Here is a 21,853-nt window from a genome sequence, read left to right on the forward strand (position 1 = left end):
TTGCTCAAAGCCGTTGGGCTTATCCGCACATGGTTGATAAGAGATTTGGGTCTCTTGCAACTCATGCCCCTTGACGCATCGTTGCGCCGGATGAACGAGCTAGTAAGATACGTCGAACTTCCCTATGAGGGGTATAGAGAGTTATCTCATGATCGAAGTATCTATGTCGCAGGTTCAAAGCAGCGTTGAAATCAGCCTGGAGAACATCCCCGTTTGCACAGTGAAACTTATCCACCACACGCTTACCTTCCAGTAGATGTGTGTTGGAGTCCATTTGCGATGTATAGGCCGCATTCACGAGAACATTTCTCGCTTTAGCCTGTTGTGTTGTAGATTCAAGGGCTTCTGCTAGTGTGCCTTTGGCCCATGCTGACATTTTCTTGTTGTACTTCTTCTGGGGCTTCTTCTTGGCGATAGGACGGCTTAGGTCTTCGGAGATAACGAGGCTGGCCTTGTCTACTACCGAATGGGCTGCCTTGAAAGCAATGTTCCTGATTCGTTTCTGTGCCTTATTCTTGCGAGCGTTGATCTTCTTTGTCCCAAGGTTGTTGGTCTTGATACGGTCAGCCTTAGCTGTGTGTCCGGCTTCTCTGTGCTTTTTTTCTAGGGCGTGTAGCTTGTTGCGAGCCTTGGCGGTTTTACTAGCCTTGCCACTGTACTCGGTCATGATTTTGCCAAGCCCCATGCCGTGCGTGTCTCCATCTGAGTCCACGAACGCTTCGGTGTATCCTTTGTCAACGGCGATAACATCGGCCCCGACTGGGCGGCCTGGTGGTTTCTTGAATGCGTAATGGATCTCGGTAACGTCGTCCTTGACTATGATCCTGAGGTTCTTGCCATTGGTAGTTGTGACTAGACGGATGGGTTGTCCGTATTTGGCTGCGATGTTGATGACCACGACGACTTTGCCATCAACAATCTCGGTATGGTGTCTGTCTGAACGGACTACGAATTGGTTGTTGACCTTGGAATGTCCGTGCTTGAAATGCTTTCGCATCTGGCGCTGTCGGAAGTTGTCTTTGGTCCACTCGTCCTGCAAGAGTGTGTAGAGGCGAGCGAGTTCTTCTTTGTCGTCTTTGGCTCGGGCATAGATAGCCCTACGTACCTGCTTGCGAGCGGCAGCTCGATAAAGGAAGACATCATTAACAATATCTTTCGTGCTCTCGTTAGGGATGGTGCCATCTATTGGCAAGTTAAAATAGAGGGCGAGACTGCTGATTTCGTTACGAATATCGTTAGAGCTTTTGCCAACCGTCTTTCGTCCACCGTATCTTCGCCAGATGTCCGCTCTTATGTAGCCAACGGCCTTAGCTATCGGCAGTAGCTCTTTGGGTGTGTCGGCGTAGATGATGCGAGTGCTAGTTGTCACTGAGTACCTGAATCTTGTGTTTGGGATACTCGGCCTGGAGCTGTTGCTTGTATTTCCTCACGCCATAAAGCCGACAGCTAAAAGTGTGGACGATAGCGAGCATATCTTCGACCATCTCCTGTTCTGGTGAACACGATGGTTGATTGACTACTACTATCTCGCATCCCGATTCTTCAGCTATGTGGGCGATAAGATCGAATCCAAACCTAACGAGTCTGTCTTTATGAGCGATTATTAATCGTTCAATCTCTCCGTGCTGTATACGATCCATAAGCGCTAGGAACTTCTTGCGTTTGAAGTTCATACCTCCGCCGATTTCCTAAGTCCACTCATCTACAGCTATACCAGCGTTAAGACAGTAGATCTCCATAGCTTTAACCTGTGATACCAGGTCATCTTTTTGCCCTGAACCACTCACTCGGCGCTAGACGACAGTGACTCGACTAACAGGAGCGCCGCCCAGCATAGCTCGTACATCAGACTCATCGAAGTAGCGATGCCCGCTAGGGAGCCTTTTGGGCGTGATCTTGCCCTCTTGCTCCCATCGCCGTACCGTACTTGGACTACGCCCAATCCGTCGTGCGAACTCACCAATGCTGTAAGTATTAGCCATTACAGTTAAGTATCGCAAGTGTTGGATAGAAAAATGTCAACTGTTGTTTGCTCCCAAATACCTCAAGACATACCTAATATAGGTTTTTTCTTTGGATCTATCACAGCCACATCGATAGCGCCTGAAAATTGCCATCAACTTACAACTAGAATACACCCATCCGTAGTGGTGGAGCTGCAGAGTCGAGGGCGATCCAGACTAAATGAAAAAAGACTGTGCCTGAATCAAAATATCAAATAATGCCGCTAATCTATCAAGCCAAGAAACAGCCTTTAGTGCATTATTGAATAATAAGAGGTTCCAAAATCCATGTCTCCAGGAAAATCACGATCCCACCAACCTGTGGAATCCAAACCCCAAATATCTCCATTTGATAAATTATATTTAGATCAAGTTGGCCCATCGTTTTAGTCCAACAAACAAGTAATACAAACCTTGTCAATTCCTAGAAAACTATTTAAATGCATTATTACCCTTCCCTTAGCACCCAATTGACTTCTTCAGGAGCTGAAAGAGTTCTTAGCGGAGCTGACAAATGATCAAGCAATGGTTTTCAAAGACCACGACGCTCAAACGAACAATGACCCTTTTCGTGTTAGCCTCACTTGTCATATCGGCACCTATTGCCATTGCGCACTCAATATGGTCTCCAAGCAAAACAGCCGTGACCACAAAGACGTCCAATAGGTCCAAGACTACGACAACCACCGCTAAAGAGACAAGAAAGACTATCGCTAGCCTCAAGGCACAATTCCCAACCTTATCTCCGGGATCGCTATATTCAGCGTCGATCGCAGCCGAGAACCGAAAGCCTGGTACTACAAGTTGGAGAATCACGGGCAACCCAATACCAGGGCAAATCGAAGGTTTTGCATCTTCCACCTTTGCTAGAGTCGGCGATACCTTACCCTTTTACATCTCTACCATTTCACCCTCCTATTCAATAGTGGCTTACCGAATGGGCTGGTACCAGGGAAACCTAGCGAGACTGATTTGGAAATCTGGGACCCTTCCGGGCCATCTACAGCCACAGTGTCCAATACTTGCTCCAACAAATACCGTGGAATGCTCGAATTGGAGTCAAAGCATCAAGGTTCACATATCAAAGGCGTTTATTCCGGGAGACTATCTCTTCAAATTGATAGCATCAAATGGCCAACAGCAGTACATTCCCCTAACTGTCGTAGACCCATCTTCCAATGGGGCAATTGTAGTCATAAACGCCGTAAGCACTTGGCAGGCCTATAACAATTATGGCGGCTATTCCCTCTACCATGGACCCAATGGAGCAAATGCGACCAGGGCTACGAAGGTCTCCTTCGATCGGCCATACGCCTTCGATTTTGGTTTAGGAGGAGGAGACTTTCTCGGAAACGAGCTACCCCTAGTTGCATTTGCCGAAAAATTAGGGCTCAACGTTACCTACGTAAACTCGGTATACCTCCAGATGCATCCTTCATTGATCCTAAATCACAACGCAGCGGTGAGCCTAGGTCACGACGAGTACTACTCGGTCAAAATGCGAGATGCTCTCCAGAATGGAGTCAATAACGGAAGAAGCATTCTATTTCTGGGGGCCAACGCAATCTTTAGGAGGATTCGTTTCGAGCCCTCTCCTATGGGTCAAGATCGGATAGAAGTAAACTATCGAAACCCTTATCAAGACCCACTATTTGGAAAGAACAACGCCAGAGTCACAGCCAATTGGCCTGCATTCCCTGATGCGAATAATGAAAGTTCTTTGATCGGCCTACAATACGAGTGCAACCCTGTTAACGCGCCTCTCGTCGTAACGGATCCATCGTCGTGGATCTTCAGCGGCACCAACGCGTATCTCGGCTTTAAGGTACCTTCGTTAGTAGGACCGGAATTCGACCAATATATTCCTTATTCCCCGCATCCGTCTAACCTTCAGATTCTCGCGCACTCTCCACTTCTATGTCGAAATGTCCCGTATTTTTCGGATATGTCATATTACAGCACTCCTACCGGTGGAGGCGTATTCGCAACGGGCACTAACTACTGGGTGGTTTCACTGATGGGCGGATGTCCTTCGTTTACTGGACCGTGTCCAGATCCATTTACCCAAACTGTCACCGCCAACGTGCTAAAGGCGTTTGGATCGGGCGGAGTTGGAATCATTCACCCATCGATTCCAAATGCCAACTCAATCTACTACAATCCCCCCTTCCCAGCATTGACTCCGGTTCCTCCAATCATCTCAGCACCCACCACAACCAAACCACCCACTCCGTGTTCAACCGGCCCCAAATCCCAGGTCACATCGACCACGAGTGGTTCTAAAACAACTTCGTCTACGACAACGACTCTTTGTCCAACTGCTACCACCTCTCCATCTACTACCAGTACCACAACTGCTACAGTGACGCCAGGGTAGAACTCGGTTGGCATGGGCAAAATTTTAAAGCAGATAAAACCGCGGGTAAACCCCTTGGTGCTAGCAACATCGGATAAGAACGATGCCAATTGGACCAGACCTGCGGAGTGTCGTTGGAGTGGTTACCTTGGTTAGCTCAATATCGGTGGAACCACCTATCCGAGTGTATGTCACCACCGTATCGCGGTGGATATCAAGACCAGCGACTCTGTCTCTAATCTGTTCCATTGTGCTAACCGCACTAATTGTTTATTAGTGGAGGTTGTAGGGATCAGGCCAAGGTAAAGCGGAATCTGGAGTACGTGCTCGTAGCGACATTCTTTGGTTCTCAACGGTCCACCACCAAACTTATAACGCGCTCATGGCTGCAAGAAAGGACGGTGACTACTCCCGAGGGCCTTCATCGCTAGCATTACATGCTTCAGCGGTGTTGCCAACGTCATAAGAACTTTTATCGGATTTACCGGAATACTCAGCGAGGATGGCGTAACGGCCGAACCCTGAGAGGTCGAGGAAGTTTTCAGGCACTGTGAATGAGCTCTTGATGAGCCGTCGGAGCCAGCAAATCATCGAGCCAGGCAGACATCTGGAGTCGGCCTCCCAATAATCGCGTCAACTCTTCGAAAGACAGTTGTCGCGCGACCTTCTCGACAATCTCAGGCGTCACTTCACGTCGACCCAGATAGTGAACCTCCCCGCCCTTACGGACGGGGAGGTTCACTCCGCCAGCGAGCCGATACCTCAAGCAAGACAAAAGCAGAACCTGAACGAAGATCTTGGTCCACGACTTGAATCCAACAAAAGGGCCTCAAGAATAGAAACTGGGATCTAAAAGATCTTGTAGTCTCTTATCGGATTCTATCAAAGCCAGCTTTTTTTCTTGCCAGCCCCAAATAAGGCTGATTCAGGAGAGGCTCGGACATCTCGCAGAATCACAGTCGCTAGTTGCAACCGCGACACTTTCCAATTCTTCAATCGGGCGATCAACAAAAATGGTGAGTATGTCCAAATCGGCTTCATCATACTTAGATAGAAAGTAACGACGAACTCCATTAACGTGGGTTGGAGCAGCCTCATTCAACTTATCAAATCCCAATGGTGTAATAGTTGCGTTCATTCCTCTGCGATCAGTAGGACAAGTCGTCTTTTCGACAAACCCAGCAGCAACCATATGTTCAAGCCGGCGAGTCAACCCCGAACGGGAGACAAAACAGGCGTTCGCCAAAGCGGACATCCGCATCGTTCCACCTAATGCTTCAGATAGATGTACAAGCACTTCGTACTCAGCCAATGATATCGAATGCGCCGCTACTAGGTCTGCATCGAGTCTCGACATAAGCAAAGCATTCAACGTCAGAAATTTACGCCATGCATTTTGCTCACGTTGATTCAACCAAATACCTTCATTTAACATTTTCTCTCATTTATTCTAAACATTACGGAATTATTTGCGCACGCAACTATGTTGAAAGGTACAACTATATGATAGTCAACACCGAAAGGAACCATTAAATGTCTGCAATAACAAGTTCCGCAGAATTAGGCCTCAAGGAAGGGACCTGGACAATCGACCCAGCCCACTCCTCTATCGAATTCGTCGTAAAGCACCTTGTTGTCTCAAAAGTACGAGGACGATTCAACGAATTTGCAGGAACCATCACCGTCGCATCCAACCTGCTCGATTCCGCGGTAAATGCTACCATTGCAACAAACAGCATCTTTACTGGACAAGAGATGCGCGATAACCATCTCAAGTCTGGAGAATTCCTCGACGCCGAGGCGAACCCACAGATCACCTTCGACTCGACATCTATCGTCGCCAATGGTGACTCTTACACCTTGAACGGGGATCTATCAATACATGGCGTAACCAAGGGCGTAGCGCTTGACCTTGAATTCAACGGTATCGCTTCACATCCAATGGGGGGAAATCGGGCTGCATTCACCGCCACGACAACCATCTCTCGCAAAGACTTCAACATGGAGTACAATGCACCTCTAGAGACCGGCGGAATGCTCCTAAGCGACAAAATTACAATAGAACTCGAAATTCAAGCCTCAGCTCCAGAAGCCTAGACCTAAAAAGTCCAAATCTGGGAAATCCAGCACGAACTTTGTAACCCATCAAGTTGCGACCAAATCAACTAAAAATGGTCGCAGCTTGCAGGCTCAATATCGTTCAGCCGTTGTCCAAAAAACTAAAAGCGCGAGATCGGCCACAGTCGTGGCGGATCTCGCGCTTTTTTATACCTTCAATATCCAAAGACTAACCTTAGGCGACAGAGTTGCCAAAGCTCAATCTGTCCTGGTTCGAATGACCATAGTTCAAGAGAGTGAGCCATGCCCTAAGCGACAAACCTATACCCGCAATGACCCCTTGGACTAGTTGGCCCTACCAATTGGAAGAACGAGTAGAAACTAGACTTGGCAAGAGTTTGATTTAGGAGTTACATCTCGCTCTGAGTAGCAGATCAAAAAGCTACTTCTTAGATGGCTGATAAAAAGGATTTAGCCCTGAAAGGTGATCCGTTACATCTACAATCTGCTTAATGGATGGAAGGGCATCCTTTATTGCCACTTCAATACCTTGAGAAAGAGTGACTGAAGCCATTCCACACCCTTGGCAACCACCCGAAAGGCGCAAATACGCTATCTCGCCATTTACGCCAACCAGGTCAGCTCGACCACCATGGCTTGCAATTGCCGGGTTAATTTCATCCTGTAAAATTGCAATAATAGCACGAGCATCGTCGGAGTCTAGAGTTGCATCCGCAAACCCCTCTGGAGCGGGCGCTGTGGACGTAGGGGAGTTAGGGTTGACTATCACCAAACCGCCATCTTCGCCAACTTCCATACGGCTCCCGCGCAAGCTTGCGATGCTCTTCGAAGGAATCACCACTGTTATCCCTGGTGCTATCTCCTCTATCGCATCATTGCGGTCAGCGTCTGAAATCGCTTGAAAATAGACGTCATAATTGTAAGTTGAACCATTGGTACCTGCAATTTCAACCCACAATGCAAGTAAACTTGGATCAGCCTCCTCGGCTGCAACGGATGCAACTAGTTCCTGAGCCTCAGGTGTCAGATCCAAAACCATCTCGTCCACGGATTTCCCGCCTTTTTGTAAAAAACTAAACTTTTTCATATCCTCTTAAAGCCACTAAACTAGTCCTATAGACATGATAGGTGAGATCGGAAACTCTTCCCAGCTTAGCCCACATCTCTTTGTTGTTATTCTTCCCTCGAAGGATAACAACATAAAGACCACAACTTATATGCCTTAACACAAAGACTTTGGCCAAACCAGACCAAAAAAAAGAGCCAGTAGGAGCCTTTGAAGTACAGGTCAGAGGATTTATCACTCGCCCCCAAAGAAGAGAAAGCGACGCAGATATGGAAAGACTAATGATTATCATGCCCGCAAATACATACCGGGCCCAACGATTCATCACGGCAGCAATCGAGTTGGGCGTTGAGGTGACAGTCGCCACAGATAGTGACTTCTCGCCACCAGATCCTACCAAGAACGTTATAGACGGTATATCCTTCTGCGATCCCAAAAGTGCAGGCAGAGCCCTTGGAGAGATAGCGATTGAAAAAGGAATAAAGAAAGCTATCGCGATCGACGAGGGAGGTGTGGAGGTTGCAGCTTGGACTCAGGCTACCATTTCCAACCTTTCATCACCACCAATTGGAACCCTAGTCTCCAGAGACAAGGCAAATCTCCGTAAAACCTTGACTGCCGCCGGAGTCCCCCAGCCAACCATGCACCAAGTGATCAAAGGTGAACAATTAGAGCAATTTAGCGAAAATGATTTTCCGCTCATTGTAAAACCCTCCAAAGGATCTGGTTCGATTGGAGTCGTTCGAGCAGACAACCTCAAAGAACTCAAAGAGGCCCTTGAAATTACAGACCTAGTCATCTCAGAGATGGCCCTTAACGATCAGGTAACGCTTATTGAGAGTTATATTGGCGGCACAGAATTTGCCGTCGAGCTCCTAGTCGTCGAAGGTAAAGTTCACGTTCTCGCAATCTTTGAAAAGCCTGATCCCCTAGAGGGCCCCTACTTCGAAGAAACGATATACATCACCCCACCAAGAATCTCAAAATCAGACTACGAAGTTATAGTCGCCAGCATGGATCTGTGTATAAAAGCACTCGAGATATCGAATGGCCCGATGCACATAGAAGTTCGCGTCCGACCCGACGGAGTGGTATTTCCAATCGATATCGCTACGCGGTCGATCGGTGGAAACTGTTCCGACGTCCTAAACTTCGATGGCATGGTATCGCTCGAGACACTGATCATCTCAAACGCGCTCAATCTAGAGATGCCAAATATCTCCAGAGAAAAACAAGCCTCCGGCGTCTATATGATTCCCGTGGATGATCGAGGTTACCTAAGGGAGATCTCTGGCCTTCATGATGCCGAAAGAGTTGGATTTATTGAGTCAATCTCCATTACCGCAGCGATTGGAAACCATTACCGCCCTGTACCCTATGATAATAAATATCTGGGGTTTATCTTCGCAAAAGCACCAACCTCCGCATTGGTCGAAGCGGCACTTCGAAAGGCAAGAAAACGATTAAATATCGTCTATTCACCTTCTAAGTCTGAGCTTGTGTAGTCTGGGTACCACTCAATTAGCAGAAGCGATCCCCTAGGATATCAACCAAGCTCTTTCGACGACAAAAACCACGACAACTCTTACCGAGGCTTTGAATTGAATATATTAATCGCAAGCACATATGAACTTGGACATCAACCATTCTCAAGTCTCTACCTAGAAAGTCAGCTACGAAAGCAGGGGTGGAATTGTCAAATTTTAGATACCTCCCAATACGAGAACTCTCCAGCGATCTTATCTGGCATGCTCAGCAATTTCGATGCACTTTTGATCTCAGTACCTATGCATACAGCCTCTTCTTTGGCACTTGAGCTCGTTGAGACGATCACGGAGCGATTTTCCAACCTCCCAATTGGCCTCTTTGGCCTTTACGCCTCATCGCTTGAGCACCTCAGCCTTCCAGCATCAATTAGCCTCCTCGCAAGCGGCGAGATCGCAGACGAAGTGACCCAATGGATAACCGAAATTGAAGCAAACTCCCAAATATCAAGAGTTGTAATTAGAAAAAACCGCTCATCCAACCCAAATGCAAATGAGCTTCGACTGGATCGAAGACTAGTTGGACCTTTGGAAAATTACACGAAATTGGTCCACAAGGAAAAGACCATTGCCGTCGGCTACACCGAAACTACAAGGGGTTGCATGCATCAGTGCCGCCACTGTCCTGTACCGGTCGTATACGAGGGAAAGATTCGAATATTTGAACGCGGTGGCGTCTTGACGGATATCGATGACCTCGTAGCCATGGGTGCGCAGCACATAACCTTTGGAGACCCCGACTTTTTCAATGCACCAATTCATGCTATGAAAATCGTTGCCGAGATGCACAAAAACCACCCTCAGCTAACTTTCGATGCGACAATCAAGGTGGAGCACCTTCTAAAGTATGAGACGCTTATAAAACAACTCAAAGAGTTTGGATGTCTCTTCGTGGTAAGCGCTTTTGAACACGTTTCGTCGTCGGTGCTTGAAAAGTTCCAAAAGGGCCACGATAGGCACGACATGGTAAGAGCCCTAGAACTCTGTCGACTTAACGGAATCGAAATTCGACCCTCCCTCCTTCCATTCACTCCATGGACTACGCCTAGCGATCTAATGGAGCTCTTCGAATTCGTAGTAGAAAACGACCTCATAGACAATATTGATCCTGTACAGTTTGCCATACGACTTTTAGTACCAGAGGGGTCGCTCTTGCTAGGCGACGAAGAAGATCAAAATAGATTCAAACCTTCCAAAGATAATCCACTTACGCTAATATGGGAGTCACCTGATCCAAAGCTCGACGAGCTGGCAAGGATCTTTAGTGATATCGCTGCAGGTTCAATCGACTCGAAGGATCCAGCCATATCGAAGTTTGATCTCATGTATCAGACAGCTGGTAATATGCTAGGTCTCCCAATTCGCTACTCAAATTGCACATCATCTACAAACCGCGAGGTGCCACGACTCAGTGAATCCTGGTTTTGCTGCGCCGAACCTACTCAAGGGATGTTGGCAAAGACAAAGGCCCAGTGAGCAACTTCTTGACATCTTCGTCCTAAGGAATTCAAAGAGCCGCTCCTAGCCAGTACGGCGCCCATAACTGGAGGATCTGTGTCGGACATTGCACTATTCAAAGGATTGACTGAAGAACAAATCACAGCGGTAACAGACCAATCACCAATTGTCTGCATCATTGCTGGTCCTGGCAGCGGAAAGACTACAGTCTTAACCAAACGTATAGCTCACCGTGCCACAAAACACCAGATCGCTCCAAAGAACACGGTAGTCATAACGTTCACAAATCAAGCGGCTCAAGAGCTACGAACTCGCTTGGCCACCTTCAATCTTTACGACCTACCTTGGATTGGAACCTTCCACGCCTTTGCCTTTCAAGTTATCCGCAAGTATCACGAAGAAAGACGGACCCACCCGCCTCTGCTAATCACATCCAAGCCGCGAGAGATCCAAGCGATGCTCCATGACTCCAGAGACCTTAAAGGGCTCATAAGTCGTTCACCATCGAGTAGCTCCGAGACGTCAAAACTATCTCATTTGGTCATTGCTGAGATTGCCACAGAGATAGAAAATGCTAAGTCGGAGATGATATTAGTCAACGACTATTTGGAGTGGTACAGAAGGACAAATCGCCAAAGTAGTATCGGCGGTGACGTCCTAGCAGAGATCTTCATGGCTTACGAAGCGCGTAAGAAAAAGCTCAACCGAATTGACTTTGAAGATCTTCTCCTAGTTGGTGGCGATATCCTGGTCGATAATACCAGCTTTGCAGCCACCTTCAGATGGTGGTATCGACACTTTTACGTAGATGAATTTCAAGATGTCAACCGCCCTCAAATACGCCTTCTTAAAGGACTGGTAGGCGATAATCCTGATCTTTGTGTGGTGGGAGATCCAAAACAAGCGATCTACACTTGGAACGGCGCTACGCCCGGAATCCTTTTGAACTTCGACCAGACCTTCCCCCGAGCTCAATACCGCTATCTGACCGCCAACTTTAGATCCTCACCCGAGATCGTTGATCTCGCCAACGCAATAGCAACCTCGTTTGAAGACAGCGACCTATCGCGTCGCGGAGGGGTGATCTACGCAAAACGCCAGGGTGGATCTATGCCAAAACTCCTGGAATTCGAGAATGACGAAAATGAATCCAAAGAGATCGCAAAGTCGATCTATGAATCTATCACCGATGGAAGATTGGCAAATGAGATCGCCGTCATAGCTCGGACAAACTCTCTCCTTCCACCTCTAGCCGAAGCGCTCTCATCTCTAAGGGTTCCCCACCAAATCTTAGGTGGAGAGCAAATCCTAAACAACAACTTAGTAAAGTCGACGATGAAACACCTAAAAGAGGTGCTCGGCCCTCGAGGTCGTCTTCAGGATGCGATAGTTGAGATAGACAACCTCATAAAAGAGTTCGAAAACGATCGCAACTCACAAAAGACAGAAGAGTCACTGGAGTACCTCCGATCAATCGCCCTAGAATCACTCCGCTTTGACCCGCGAATGGATATCTATGGCTTCACGACCTATTTCAAGGCTCGAGCCAACGACATTGGATCGACAAAAAAAGACGGAGTAACTCTCACAACGCTGCATCGATCCAAGGGCCTTGAATGGCCATCGGTCTACTTGATTGCACTGGAAAATGGCATCTTGCCACACAGTAAATCTGTTACTCCGAGCGCCTACGAAGAGGAAAAACGTCTCCTATATGTCGGCATAACGCGGGCGCGAGACAATCTGATTCTTAGCTACGCAAAAAAACGAGGCAGTTCTAACAAGTTTCGCAGTCCCTCGGACCTCCTATATCCAATTGAGGAACTTGTAACCATGGGTAACCAAAAGCTTGCAACCAAGGAGGTCGCACTCTCTTACATCCGTCAAAATCGAAAGATGCTACTCGAGCCCCATAAGTCGTCACTTCCTCAAGGGATAGACCCGATCATCGACACATTACTTCTATGGAGAAAGACAAAGGCGCTAGCAGAAGCCAAAGAAGATCGATCTATCCTTAGCGAGGTTACCTTGGAGGCAATCGCGGCCTCCTTGCCTAGAGGGATCGATGAACTAAATCGAATTCCGGGGGTATCCACTCACTTTTCAATCACATATGGCAGGGAACTCTTGCGTCTCACCAATGGCCTTCGCAAAGCATCAAAATCGAGAACCTAACATCAGAGCTGGGGCTTTTGACCCTCGTTGGTTCTTTCACGCTCGCCAGCCAACTGCGCCAGCTTTGAAAAGTCCACAGAGATGAATAGGGCATCTGCCTCCGCAGTCAAGATGTCCCCAAAATAACACTTGCCCTCGGTGAAAACCTTTTTTCCCTCCTTTTTCACGATACGTGCTACAAATGTGAGAGGCTCACCAAGTGGCGTGGGCTTTCGATAGTTCACACTCAGGCGAGCTGTCATTCCTGGAGAACCCGACATAGATTGAGCCAAACCCAAAACTTCGTCAAATGCAGCAGCGATATGACCTCCATGAACAGATCCTGGAGGACCCTCATAGGCCGAACCAAAGGTCACGACACCCACTACGATCGGAGAGCCATCAGGGTCACTGCTCAAGGAAAGTTCTACCGGAGGAGCTATTGGATTTGCAGCACCGGAAATAGGTGAGAAGTCCATAAATCCCCCATTTCCACCCGTATTTGCAGCTTCGGCAAAACCCTCATAAACGCGTCCGGATGGAAATCTACCTATATCTTCGGCTACCTTTTCGATCGCATCTGCGATCAACCCCAATTGTTCGGTTGGCGCTTTTGATGCGACCACAGATTCAATTACCGCTCTAGTCGCAGTGCCAATACGATTGAATTGGCGACGGCGATCCGAATCAACTCCATTAAATGAGTCCACGATACTGTCAAGCCACGAATTCGTCAACTTACTCCCAATCTCCATCTCAAAAATAAAACACCCTAACAGGAATCAGCTTCGCCGATCTAGTGGTCAAATTCGATAACAAGAGGTGCGTGATCGCTAGGGCGAGCTTGACTTTGACCACCCTTTCGTTCATTACGGTCAATCAGGGCCCAAACCATATCACGCGATACCTTTTGTGATCCTAAAACGAGATCGATCCTCATTCCATTCTTTTTATGAAATGCACCATTTCTATAATCCCACCAGCTGTAGAGGCCAGAATCTTTGTACATCTGCCTAAAAAGATCGACAAATCCTGCCTCAATGATCGCTTCGATCGCCTTACGTTCTAGGGGCGAAACATGAGTCATGCCGTCAAAAGCCGAGATATCCCAGAGATCCAAATCACTAGGCGCGACATTGAAGTCACCGCCAAGAACGACAGCCTCGTATTGCTCGGATTCTAAGCGACTATCTGACAAAAGTGCTTCGAGCCAACGTAGCTTATATTGGTAGTGGTCGTCTTCTAGAGAACGACCATTTGGGATATAAAGTGAGGCTACCCTAACCCCTTGACAAGTGGCCCAAATAGCCCGTGCTTCGCCAGAGGGGTCATTGGTCAAACCATATCGCGGTGATTCAATTCCGACTTTCGAGAGAATTGCCACACCGTTCCACTGACCCTGACCATAGTGAATCGACTCGTAACCCAATTGGGCAAAGAGGTCATCGGGAAATTTATCTTGGGCGAGCTTGGTCTCCTGAATACATAGGACATCTGGGGAAACGTCATCGAGCCAAGCAACCACACGGTCGATTCGCGCCTTTAGGGAGTTTACATTCCAGGTTGCCAATCGCATTATCTAACCGTCGTCCAACCTAAAAAAGAAATAGCGCGATCAAAGATCTCGCTATTTCTACCTAAACCTTGAATTGGGTCTACTTTGGCACTAGGCATCAGCGATTATGAACATAATGTCCACCTCAGTCGTCGTCGCCCCGTTAATAGATGCGACCCCATGACCCTTGCCCGCACGAGCCGAGAGTCGACCTATAGTGACTTCGAGATCCAAAATATCACCGGGTACAACTTGCTTGCGGAACCGAGCCTGGTCGATTCCTCCAAAGAGGGGCAACTTGCCCTTGTAGCGCTCGTCAGCTAGGACGGCACATGCCCCCAACTGCGCTAGGGACTCCACCTGCAACACACCAGGCAAAGTTGGTCTTCCTGGAAAATGACCGCCAAAAAAGTCTTCGTTGCCAGTCAAGTGCCATCTACCTCTGGCATACTCACCGGGGCGAATTTCAAGGATCTCATCGATAAGTAAAAAGGGTGGACGATGCGGTATTAGCTCTTGTGGTTTCACACATTAAAGACTAGATCATCAATTCAAAATGAGCTACCGAGAGATAGGTCTTATAGCCTCAATAAAGAGACAGAAAAGCCAATCCCTCGGTAGTATCAACAAATCACTATTGATGGTTCTTTACTCGACCCAAAAGAGCCGTCTCCACGGACTGTTCAATCGCTCGATAGAGCAGGTCCTTCTGTTCAAGTCCATGCATAGCCGCAGAACCAGTTGCCGGAGAACCAGAAGGTACCCGGGAAACGTGCCGAAGTTGGAAGTCTTCCCTTAGCAACGAGTGAAGCTGGGAATGGACAAAACTCCATGCCCCTTGGTTCTCGGGCTCCTCCTGAAGCCAAACTACCTCTTTAGTGCGATAGTACTTAGAGAGAATTGAACCCAATTCAGAGACTGGCCATGGGTACAATTGCTCCACTCTAACGACAGCCGTTGTCGAAGTGGGGTTCGACTCATTCAACATCGAGTCTCTCTTTGCGATGGCTTCATATGAGATCTTCCCAGAGCAAAGAACTACGCGGTCTACATTCTCAGCCGAGTTTCCACTTCCAACGTCAAAGCTCGGATCATCGATTATTGGCTGGAAGGCTCCATTTAGAACTACGTCCAACGGCACACGAGTAGTCTTGGCTCTCAGTAGAGACTTGGGAGCAAATAGAACAACCGGACGAGCTTGAGTCCTCATTACTTGACCACGCAACATATGGAAGTATTGTCCCGCTGTAGTCAAATTCATGACAGCCATATTCTCCCCAGCACAGTTCTGCAAGAAACGCTCCATGCGTCCCGAAGAGTGTTCTGGCCCTTGGCCCTCATAGCCATGGGGTAAGAGTAGTACGAGACCAGAGCCCTGATCCCACTTATCGTGAGCGGCGATTAGGAACTGATCCATGATAATCTGAGCACCATTTGCGAAGTCACCAAATTGCGCCTCCCAGATTACTAGGGTATCCTTTCGAACCGTTGAATAGCCATATTCAAAGCCAAGAGCGGCATATTCAGACAATAAAGAGTCAAAGATCATAAATCGACCTAGAGAGTCCCCATTATCTACAAAATCCGCCAGATGCTCCAGTGGAATATGATTATCGCCATTTTTATAGTCGATCAATGCTGCATGGCGATGCGAAAATGTTCCTCGCCTAGAATCTTGACCAGCCATTCTGACGTCATGGCCCTCAAGCATGAGGGTTCCAAATGCCAACGCCTCACCTAGTGCCCAATCCACTTCGCCCGAGGCAAGGGTATCCCTGCGAGCCTCTAATTGACGCAATAGCTTGGGGTGAACGGTAAAGCCAGACGGCCACGAGTGCAAAGCCTTAGCCAAGACGTCGATATCTCCCGATTTAGCGCGAGTATCAACTACGGTCATCGGCACATTGTGTTGGGGTGCCCTAGGAAGTTCCGTAGGCTTGGGAGGAGCCGTCGATCTCGTTTGATCCAGGGCAGACTGCAACTTCGAGAGAAAGTCGTCCAAGGAGGCTTCAGCCTCTTCCATCGAGATATCACCACGAGAGACTAGCGACTCCGTGTACAGTTTTCGAACCGATCTCTTAGCCTCAATTACTTCATACATCTGCGGCTGGGTGTAGCTTGGCTCGTCTCCTTCGTTATGGCCGAACCGACGATAGCAGACCATGTCCACAACTACGTCTCTATGAAAGGCTTGTCGATAGTCAGTCGCCAATCGTGCGACGGAGGCTACCGCTTCAGGATCGTCACCATTGACATGGAAAACGGGCGCTTGTATCATCTTGGCAACATCGGTCGCATACCTTGAAGAACGGGCTTGAGCTGGATTAGTCGTAAATCCAACCTGGTTATTTATGACCAAATGTATCGTTCCACCGGTTCTATAGCCACCAAGTTGGGAAAGGTTCAAGGTCTCAGCCACCACACCCTGGCCGGCAAAGGCTGCGTCACCATGTAAAAGAATTGGAAGAATTGGGAAGTCGGTACGATTTCTGGTTATATCCTGCTTAGCTCGAACCATTCCCTCGACAACAGAGTCAACAGCTTCTAGGTGCGATGGATTAGATGACAAGGTAACGTCGATAGGGCTATCACTCATTCCGCGATATACACCATGAAATCCCTTGTGGTATTTGACGTCGCCGGAACCCTGTACGCTCGAGGGATCTAAATTACCCTCAAACTCCTCAAAGATTTCGCTATAGCTCTTTCCAACAATATTAGTCAAAACATTCAATCGTCCTCGGTGGGCCATTCCAATGACAGCCTCGGTCAAGCCTGAGGTAGCAGAACGATCTAGCACCTGATCCAAAAAGACGATTGCTGACTCACCGCCCTCTAAGCCAAACCTTTTCTGTCCGATATATCGGGTATGTAAAAATCTCTCGAACGCTTCGGCTGCATTGAGGCGTCCCAGAAGGTGTAGCTTTTCAGCACCGGAAAATCGGCTAACCACGCCTTCGACGCGCTCTTGGATCCATCGCTTTTGCTCAGAGTCCTGAATGTACATATATTCAAGGCCAATAGTTCGACAATAAGTGTCCCTTAGAACCTGAAGGATCTCACCGAGGGACATCTTATCCTTGGCGGTAAGCCCACCCGAGAAAAAGACCCTGTCAAGATCCCAAAGAGTCAGACCATATCTGGCTGGATCCAACTCTTCCGGCATTGCTGGAGACTTGCTTGTCAAGGGATCCAACCGTGCCATGAGGTGGCCACGGGAGCGATAGGTATCAATCAGCTGATTGACCATCGCCTGCTTACGCAACTTGATCATATCCGAAGCATCATTTTCGGTATGATCCCGCTGCCAAGTCACTGGAGGATAAGGCACCCCCATTGACTCGAATACCTCTTCGTAAAAGCCGTGCTCGCCGGTGAGTAGTGAAGAGATATATGCCAAAAACAGTCCAGATTCGGCACCTTGTATGACCCTATGGTCATAGGTTGAGGTAAGCGTCACAGTCCTAGATACACCCAAATCAACCAAAAGCGTCGGATCTGCAGCCGCCATCCCAACAGGATAGGAGATTGCGCCTACGCCAATAATTACACCTTGACCTCGCATCAATCTTGGCACTGAATGTTGCGTGCCGATGGTGCCAGGGTTAGTAACTGTCAAAGTGGCACCAGCGAAATCATCCGGAGAGAGCCGATTGGCTCGCACCTTTCGAATCAGAGCTTCATAGGCTTTGAAGAAGCCAAAGAAGTCTAAGTCCTGAGCCGAACGAATTACTGGAACCATAAGACTTCGCGAACCATCTGACTTTTCAAGATCTACGGCAATTCCTATATTGATCTCCTTGGAGCGCTGTACTCCTGGAGTTCCTTTAGCGTCAATCTCTTCTAAAAATACAGAGTTCATCACAGGAAAGTTGCGAACCGCTTTGACTATCGAATACGCAATGATATGAGTAAATGAGATCTTCTCACCAGAGCTTCGAGCCAAATGATTGTTAATCACTCCTCGGTTGATTTCGAGAAGCTTCGCAGGTATCTCTCGCACTGAGGTAGCCGTTGGAACCGTAAGAGACGCCTCCATGTTTGCAACGATCCTAGATGCACTACCGCGAATAGCTTGTACATCTGCACCCAAAAGTGGGACTATAGGTGCTAGTGAAGGTGATGGTTTCTTGACATTTAAGACTGCACCCTGATTTGATTTAGCATCAGAGACAGCCAAACCAACCGGGGCCGCCGGGGTTATAACTGCTTCAGGAGTCGCGATAGGTGTATCAGAAATGACCTCACCTACGGGAACTCTTGCTACTAAACCTGCTTCTATCGCTCCAGTTTCATCATGGCCTTGGCCATAGAGGTTGGAGTCTTCTTGGGTCTGTTGTTCGCTAGTCTTTGAATCAACTCGGTAGTCGGCGAAGAAGTCGCGCCAAGATTCCGGAACGGAATTTGGATCACGCCTGTACGCGTCGTAGTAGTCTTCCACAAGCCAGGAATTTGGACCAAACGTATTTATCGAATCTATGTGTTTTTCACTCACCTTACTATGGTAGTCAACTATCACACCAATGTTAAAATCTAGGCTAACCAATCTCCAAATGGCCATGAAAGCTTCGCCATACAGTCGCCCAAAGCAACCAACAGGCAAGCTCAGCCATGGACGAAACCTCCTTTGGGTCCTATTGACAAGTCATGTCATCGAACTAACCTTGGGACTTGATTCGCAAACATCGTCGGCAAAAGACGTCCCTGGTGATGGCCCAGCAATATCATGGTCCAGACAAAACAAAATAAGAGAAAAGAAATGGTTATAATCATTTTGTAGATGGCCCACGAATAATTTTCCAATTCAGCTAAAAGGAATCTCATGAAGCTAAGAAGTCTCAGGCTCGTAATCGCGACAATTTCAGTAATCGCAACCGCTTCAATGATTATCTCTGCAATATTGCTCCACATAGGTGCCGTAATTGCATTTGGATCTTTCGCCGCAGTATCAATAATCGTTCTAATTACGGCCACAACCGTGGTTAAAGGTGAAACCGTTCCAAAAGATGGAGCAAGCTCAAAAGAGCTTTCCTTGGAACTCGAAGACAAAATCACTATGATCTCATCAGAAAGCGAGGTCGAGGAGTCCGACCTTAGAGACCTCGTTCGGATCGCTGTTAAATTAGGCGAAAACCTGCATTAAATAAATCAGCGGGATTTCCACTTTCCCTTCTCGACTTGTTGTATGACAATCTACGATCTCATGCCAAAACCATAAATCTGGCCTTCAATGCCATTAAATATAGACAAAAGTTGCAGCTATATTAAAGGATGGTTCGTTTACTTCCGAAACTCATGGGATGACAACAGTTTCACCGAGCACGAGCCGAGCTGTAATGAGAGGCGTAGACCCAGGATCAATATCGGACTGCGCCGTTTGCGCCAAGCACATTAGATTTTCAGCAAAATTGCGACCACGTCAGGTTATCGCCAACGTCTATGAAGATGGCAAATGGCAACGAGTCGAATATTTTCACGAAGAGTGCTACCAGATCGCCAATGCCCCCTATGGCAACACCCAATCTTAATTCTTTGAGGCAGCTCTAATCCAGCGCTTTATTGGCCTAAGTCGCAAGGGCATCCACCTTCGCAAGTCAACTAATAGGATTTAAAACGTTTGAGATGTAAAGCACTATCCAGCGGCCCCTGCGGCCCCTGCGGCCCCTGCGGCCACGTAATTTTACAATTACGGATTCAAAATACAGATTTAAAACAATTTTAAAGTGAAAATGACTATCACTTGGTGATTAAGGTACTCGCGCCAAATCAAGCAGCGCGAATTCCCATAGAAAACTAAAGGTCACGAAATGTGGCTCCATTGGCAATATCTACTGGCAGCACCCAAACCCAATTGGAAAACTCATTCTGATTACATAGTTCCCAAGGGCTCCAACTAAAAAAGGGCCAAGTCCATGCAACGACAGCAAAAACCATGCCCTAGATCCGAAGAGACCATATCAATGGCGATCTCCAAGGTTCCCTTCAAACAAATGTAGATCGCCACTAGCCCTGTCGAACAAAATTGTCTAAGCCGACCCATCCAACAATTGGGCACTTAGACCATTCGAATAAAATAGGCTATTGGATGTGTTGACTTCAAGATCCGATTCTCTTTCTATAACTTTCCAAGAAGCACGAGGACTTCTCTTCGAGGGAACGACCCAGTTGATCCTCGTGCACGGAGCGATGGATCGAGCAAAGTCATTCTCTAGAATGACGCGGTCATTAGTCGACTTCGGCTTCGATACCAAAAGCTATGATCGGCGCGGCTATGAAGAGTCCGCCCTTGTTGATCCCTATTCGCAACAGAACCCTCCCACGATCGAAGACCACATTTTAGATTTGGCAAGCGTTATTGGAGAGCAGAAATCGCTGATCTTTGGCCATTCTCTCGGTGGCACTATTGCGTTACTCCTATCGGCACGAAACATCTCTCCGATAGCTGGAATAGTTACCTTTGAAAGCCCACTGCCCTGGATGGAATTCTGGAGGAGGTCTGGCGCATACGGAATCGACCCAGATAAGCCTCTGGACCTCGACTTTTGCGAAGAGTTCGCTGAAATATTCATGAAGCGAATGCTTGGCGAGGAAAGGTGGATGCGACTTCCACCCAGCACTCGAAAAAAACGCCGATTAGAGGGGTCGGTCCTGGTAGCCGAGATGGCTTCCATGAGCCATCTCACCCCACCCTTGGACCCGTCACTCATAAAAGTTCCAACCATCATAGGTTGTGGGATCAATGCGCCGAGTCGCCACAAAGAGGCTACAGCCTATCTCGCATCCAATATTGCTGGGGCAAAAGCGGTGGAAATTGCAGATACTGACCACGGAGTTCATCTGACGAACCCAACAGCTGCCGTAGATCTAATCAAAGGACTTTGGCAATTTACCAAGGATTAAGATAGATCCCTGGCCACAGAAAGCCAAGTTCAAATCAGAGTCGACTTGGAAAATCAAAATTCAGAATAAATAAAAGTTGAGCTAGTTGAGATAATAGAGCGTATCTAGATCAGGTACCACAGCGCCTCCAGGATTCTCCAACTCAGAAAGATCAATATATCGGCTGGACCACAGAAAGGGCCTAAAATATCACCTCAAAGCTGGAAGATCCACCGTGACATCGACCTTGGAGATTCCTCATTGGTTCAAATGAATTTCATCGACTTAATAGAACCATGCCCAAAAAGACCCAATGGTCTGAAGCCCTCTGGATTTGATCTTCAAGTCATGTCCTTCTAGCTTCATAATCTTTGAACAAAAAGACATTTATTCGAAATAAGAAATTGAATCCGCAATCGATGCGTTGTGTCAAGTTGACAAGATTATGTTCAGCGGATCGCTCTGATAACTTGATTTTTGCTCAGGCAAGAAACCGTACTAGAGCTATTAGGTAGTGCTAGATCGGTTGTAGGTAAAAGGTGGTGAGAAATGAACACTATGTCGTTCATGGCTGGTGACATTATTCGAATGCAAAAGCGTATAAAAACAGACCTCGCGGCCAGGTTGCAACTAAAATTCTATAAATGATTAAGGTGCAAAATATAAATGAATCAATCCTTCATCGATAACCGCTAAAAACCTTAGCACTGCGACAGTAAATCTTGCCATAAACGCTAATCCTACTTGGTTGATAATCAG

The 21,853-nt window shown here is 47.6% G+C and carries 17 protein-coding genes and 1 pseudogene; 8 read left to right on the top strand and 10 right to left on the bottom strand.

Translation table 11 applies throughout. The annotated features are described in order from the left end of the window. Positions 1–61: 61 nt before the first annotated feature. Both ACIDITHRIX25_RS95460 and ACIDITHRIX25_RS95465 read right to left on the bottom strand, forming a co-directional pair. The gene (locus tag ACIDITHRIX25_RS95460; RefSeq protein ID WP_201733183.1) at positions 62–1,369 is read right to left on the bottom strand and encodes a zinc ribbon domain-containing protein; all 1,308 of its coding nucleotides are present in this window, start codon (positions 1,367–1,369) and stop codon (positions 62–64) included. Beyond that, positions 1,359–1,982, bottom strand: a pseudogene (locus tag ACIDITHRIX25_RS95465) (IS607 family transposase). The gene ACIDITHRIX25_RS95460 and the pseudogene ACIDITHRIX25_RS95465 overlap by 11 nt, the downstream one beginning before the upstream one ends. A gap of 535 nt (positions 1,983–2,517) precedes the next feature. On the opposite strand from ACIDITHRIX25_RS95465, the gene ACIDITHRIX25_RS95470 reads away from it, so the two are divergent. After that, on the top strand, positions 2,518–4,380 hold the full coding sequence (locus ACIDITHRIX25_RS95470; RefSeq protein WP_201733184.1) for a N,N-dimethylformamidase beta subunit family domain-containing protein: 1,863 nt from the start codon (positions 2,518–2,520) through the stop codon (positions 4,378–4,380). 60 nt (positions 4,381–4,440) lie between these two features. Here the strand turns inward: ACIDITHRIX25_RS95470 and ACIDITHRIX25_RS95475 are convergent, their stop codons facing one another. The 3 genes from ACIDITHRIX25_RS95475 to ACIDITHRIX25_RS95485 all read right to left on the bottom strand — a co-directional run bounded on the left by ACIDITHRIX25_RS95475 (position 4,441) and on the right by ACIDITHRIX25_RS95485 (position 5,794). Further along, entirely contained in the window at positions 4,441–4,608 is a 168-nt protein-coding gene (locus ACIDITHRIX25_RS95475) for a hypothetical protein (protein ID WP_201733185.1), read from the bottom strand. Positions 4,609–4,900: 292 nt separating this feature from the next. Beyond that, the gene (locus ACIDITHRIX25_RS95480; protein WP_201733186.1) at positions 4,901–5,134 is read right to left on the bottom strand and encodes a hypothetical protein; all 234 of its coding nucleotides are present in this window, start codon (positions 5,132–5,134) and stop codon (positions 4,901–4,903) included. Between the two features lie 150 nt (positions 5,135–5,284). Beyond that, positions 5,285–5,794: a MarR family winged helix-turn-helix transcriptional regulator gene (locus tag ACIDITHRIX25_RS95485; protein ID WP_201733187.1), complete on the bottom strand. Its 510-nt coding sequence runs from the start codon at positions 5,792–5,794 to the stop codon at positions 5,285–5,287. Positions 5,795–5,892: 98 nt separating this feature from the next. Here ACIDITHRIX25_RS95485 and ACIDITHRIX25_RS95490 point away from each other — a divergent pair, with 98 nt between their 5' ends. Beyond that, entirely contained in the window at positions 5,893–6,456 is a 564-nt protein-coding gene (locus ACIDITHRIX25_RS95490; RefSeq protein WP_052605759.1) for a YceI family protein, read from the top strand. 403 nt (positions 6,457–6,859) lie between these two features. Here ACIDITHRIX25_RS95490 and ACIDITHRIX25_RS95495 read toward each other — a convergent pair whose 3' ends face one another. Continuing rightward, positions 6,860–7,477 carry a NifU family protein gene (locus ACIDITHRIX25_RS95495; RefSeq protein ID WP_249685770.1) on the bottom strand — a complete coding sequence of 206 codons (618 nt, stop codon included), beginning with the start codon at positions 7,475–7,477 and terminating at the stop codon, positions 6,860–6,862. Positions 7,478–7,785: 308 nt separating this feature from the next. Between ACIDITHRIX25_RS95495 and ACIDITHRIX25_RS95500 the strand changes: the two genes are divergently transcribed. The 3 genes from ACIDITHRIX25_RS95500 to ACIDITHRIX25_RS95510 all read left to right on the top strand — a co-directional run bounded on the left by ACIDITHRIX25_RS95500 (position 7,786) and on the right by ACIDITHRIX25_RS95510 (position 12,681). Further along, complete coding sequence (locus ACIDITHRIX25_RS95500) at positions 7,786–9,009, top strand: ATP-grasp domain-containing protein (RefSeq protein WP_213333444.1); 1,224 nt, start codon at positions 7,786–7,788, stop codon at positions 9,007–9,009. 96 nt (positions 9,010–9,105) lie between these two features. Then, a complete protein-coding gene (locus tag ACIDITHRIX25_RS95505; protein ID WP_201733190.1) occupies positions 9,106–10,524 on the top strand; it encodes a radical SAM protein in 1,419 nt (472 codons plus the stop codon). A gap of 78 nt (positions 10,525–10,602) precedes the next feature. Continuing rightward, on the top strand, positions 10,603–12,681 hold the full coding sequence (locus ACIDITHRIX25_RS95510) for an ATP-dependent DNA helicase UvrD2 (protein WP_052605770.1): 2,079 nt from the start codon (positions 10,603–10,605) through the stop codon (positions 12,679–12,681). A gap of 2 nt (positions 12,682–12,683) precedes the next feature. On the opposite strand, the gene ACIDITHRIX25_RS95515 is transcribed toward ACIDITHRIX25_RS95510, so the two are convergent. The 4 genes from ACIDITHRIX25_RS95515 to ACIDITHRIX25_RS95530 all read right to left on the bottom strand — a co-directional run bounded on the left by ACIDITHRIX25_RS95515 (position 12,684) and on the right by ACIDITHRIX25_RS95530 (position 18,710). Further along, positions 12,684–13,397, bottom strand: coding sequence for a PaaI family thioesterase (locus tag ACIDITHRIX25_RS95515; protein ID WP_201733191.1), 714 nt, complete (start codon positions 13,395–13,397; stop codon positions 12,684–12,686). A gap of 59 nt (positions 13,398–13,456) precedes the next feature. Continuing rightward, positions 13,457–14,236, bottom strand: coding sequence for an exodeoxyribonuclease III (locus tag ACIDITHRIX25_RS95520; RefSeq protein ID WP_201733192.1), 780 nt, complete (start codon positions 14,234–14,236; stop codon positions 13,457–13,459). 90 nt (positions 14,237–14,326) lie between these two features. Then, positions 14,327–14,743: a 3-hydroxyacyl-ACP dehydratase FabZ gene (gene fabZ, locus ACIDITHRIX25_RS95525; protein ID WP_052605773.1), complete on the bottom strand. Its 417-nt coding sequence runs from the start codon at positions 14,741–14,743 to the stop codon at positions 14,327–14,329. 106 nt (positions 14,744–14,849) lie between these two features. Next, the gene (locus ACIDITHRIX25_RS95530) at positions 14,850–18,710 is read right to left on the bottom strand and encodes a multifunctional oxoglutarate decarboxylase/oxoglutarate dehydrogenase thiamine pyrophosphate-binding subunit/dihydrolipoyllysine-residue succinyltransferase subunit (protein ID WP_235347748.1); all 3,861 of its coding nucleotides are present in this window, start codon (positions 18,708–18,710) and stop codon (positions 14,850–14,852) included. Between the two features lie 327 nt (positions 18,711–19,037). Between ACIDITHRIX25_RS95530 and ACIDITHRIX25_RS95535 the strand changes: the two genes are divergently transcribed. The 3 genes from ACIDITHRIX25_RS95535 (at position 19,038) to ACIDITHRIX25_RS95545 (ending at position 21,115) form a co-directional block, all read left to right on the top strand. Beyond that, positions 19,038–19,358, top strand: coding sequence for a hypothetical protein (locus tag ACIDITHRIX25_RS95535; RefSeq protein WP_052605775.1), 321 nt, complete (start codon positions 19,038–19,040; stop codon positions 19,356–19,358). Positions 19,359–19,515: 157 nt separating this feature from the next. After that, on the top strand, positions 19,516–19,743 hold the full coding sequence (locus ACIDITHRIX25_RS95540; RefSeq protein WP_052605776.1) for a hypothetical protein: 228 nt from the start codon (positions 19,516–19,518) through the stop codon (positions 19,741–19,743). Between the two features lie 562 nt (positions 19,744–20,305). Further along, positions 20,306–21,115, top strand: a complete 810-nt coding sequence (locus tag ACIDITHRIX25_RS95545; RefSeq protein WP_201733193.1) for an alpha/beta fold hydrolase — start codon at positions 20,306–20,308, stop codon at positions 21,113–21,115. The last annotated feature ends 738 nt before the right edge of the window (positions 21,116–21,853 follow it).

The sequence above is a fragment of the Acidithrix sp. C25 genome (assembly GCF_904848545.2).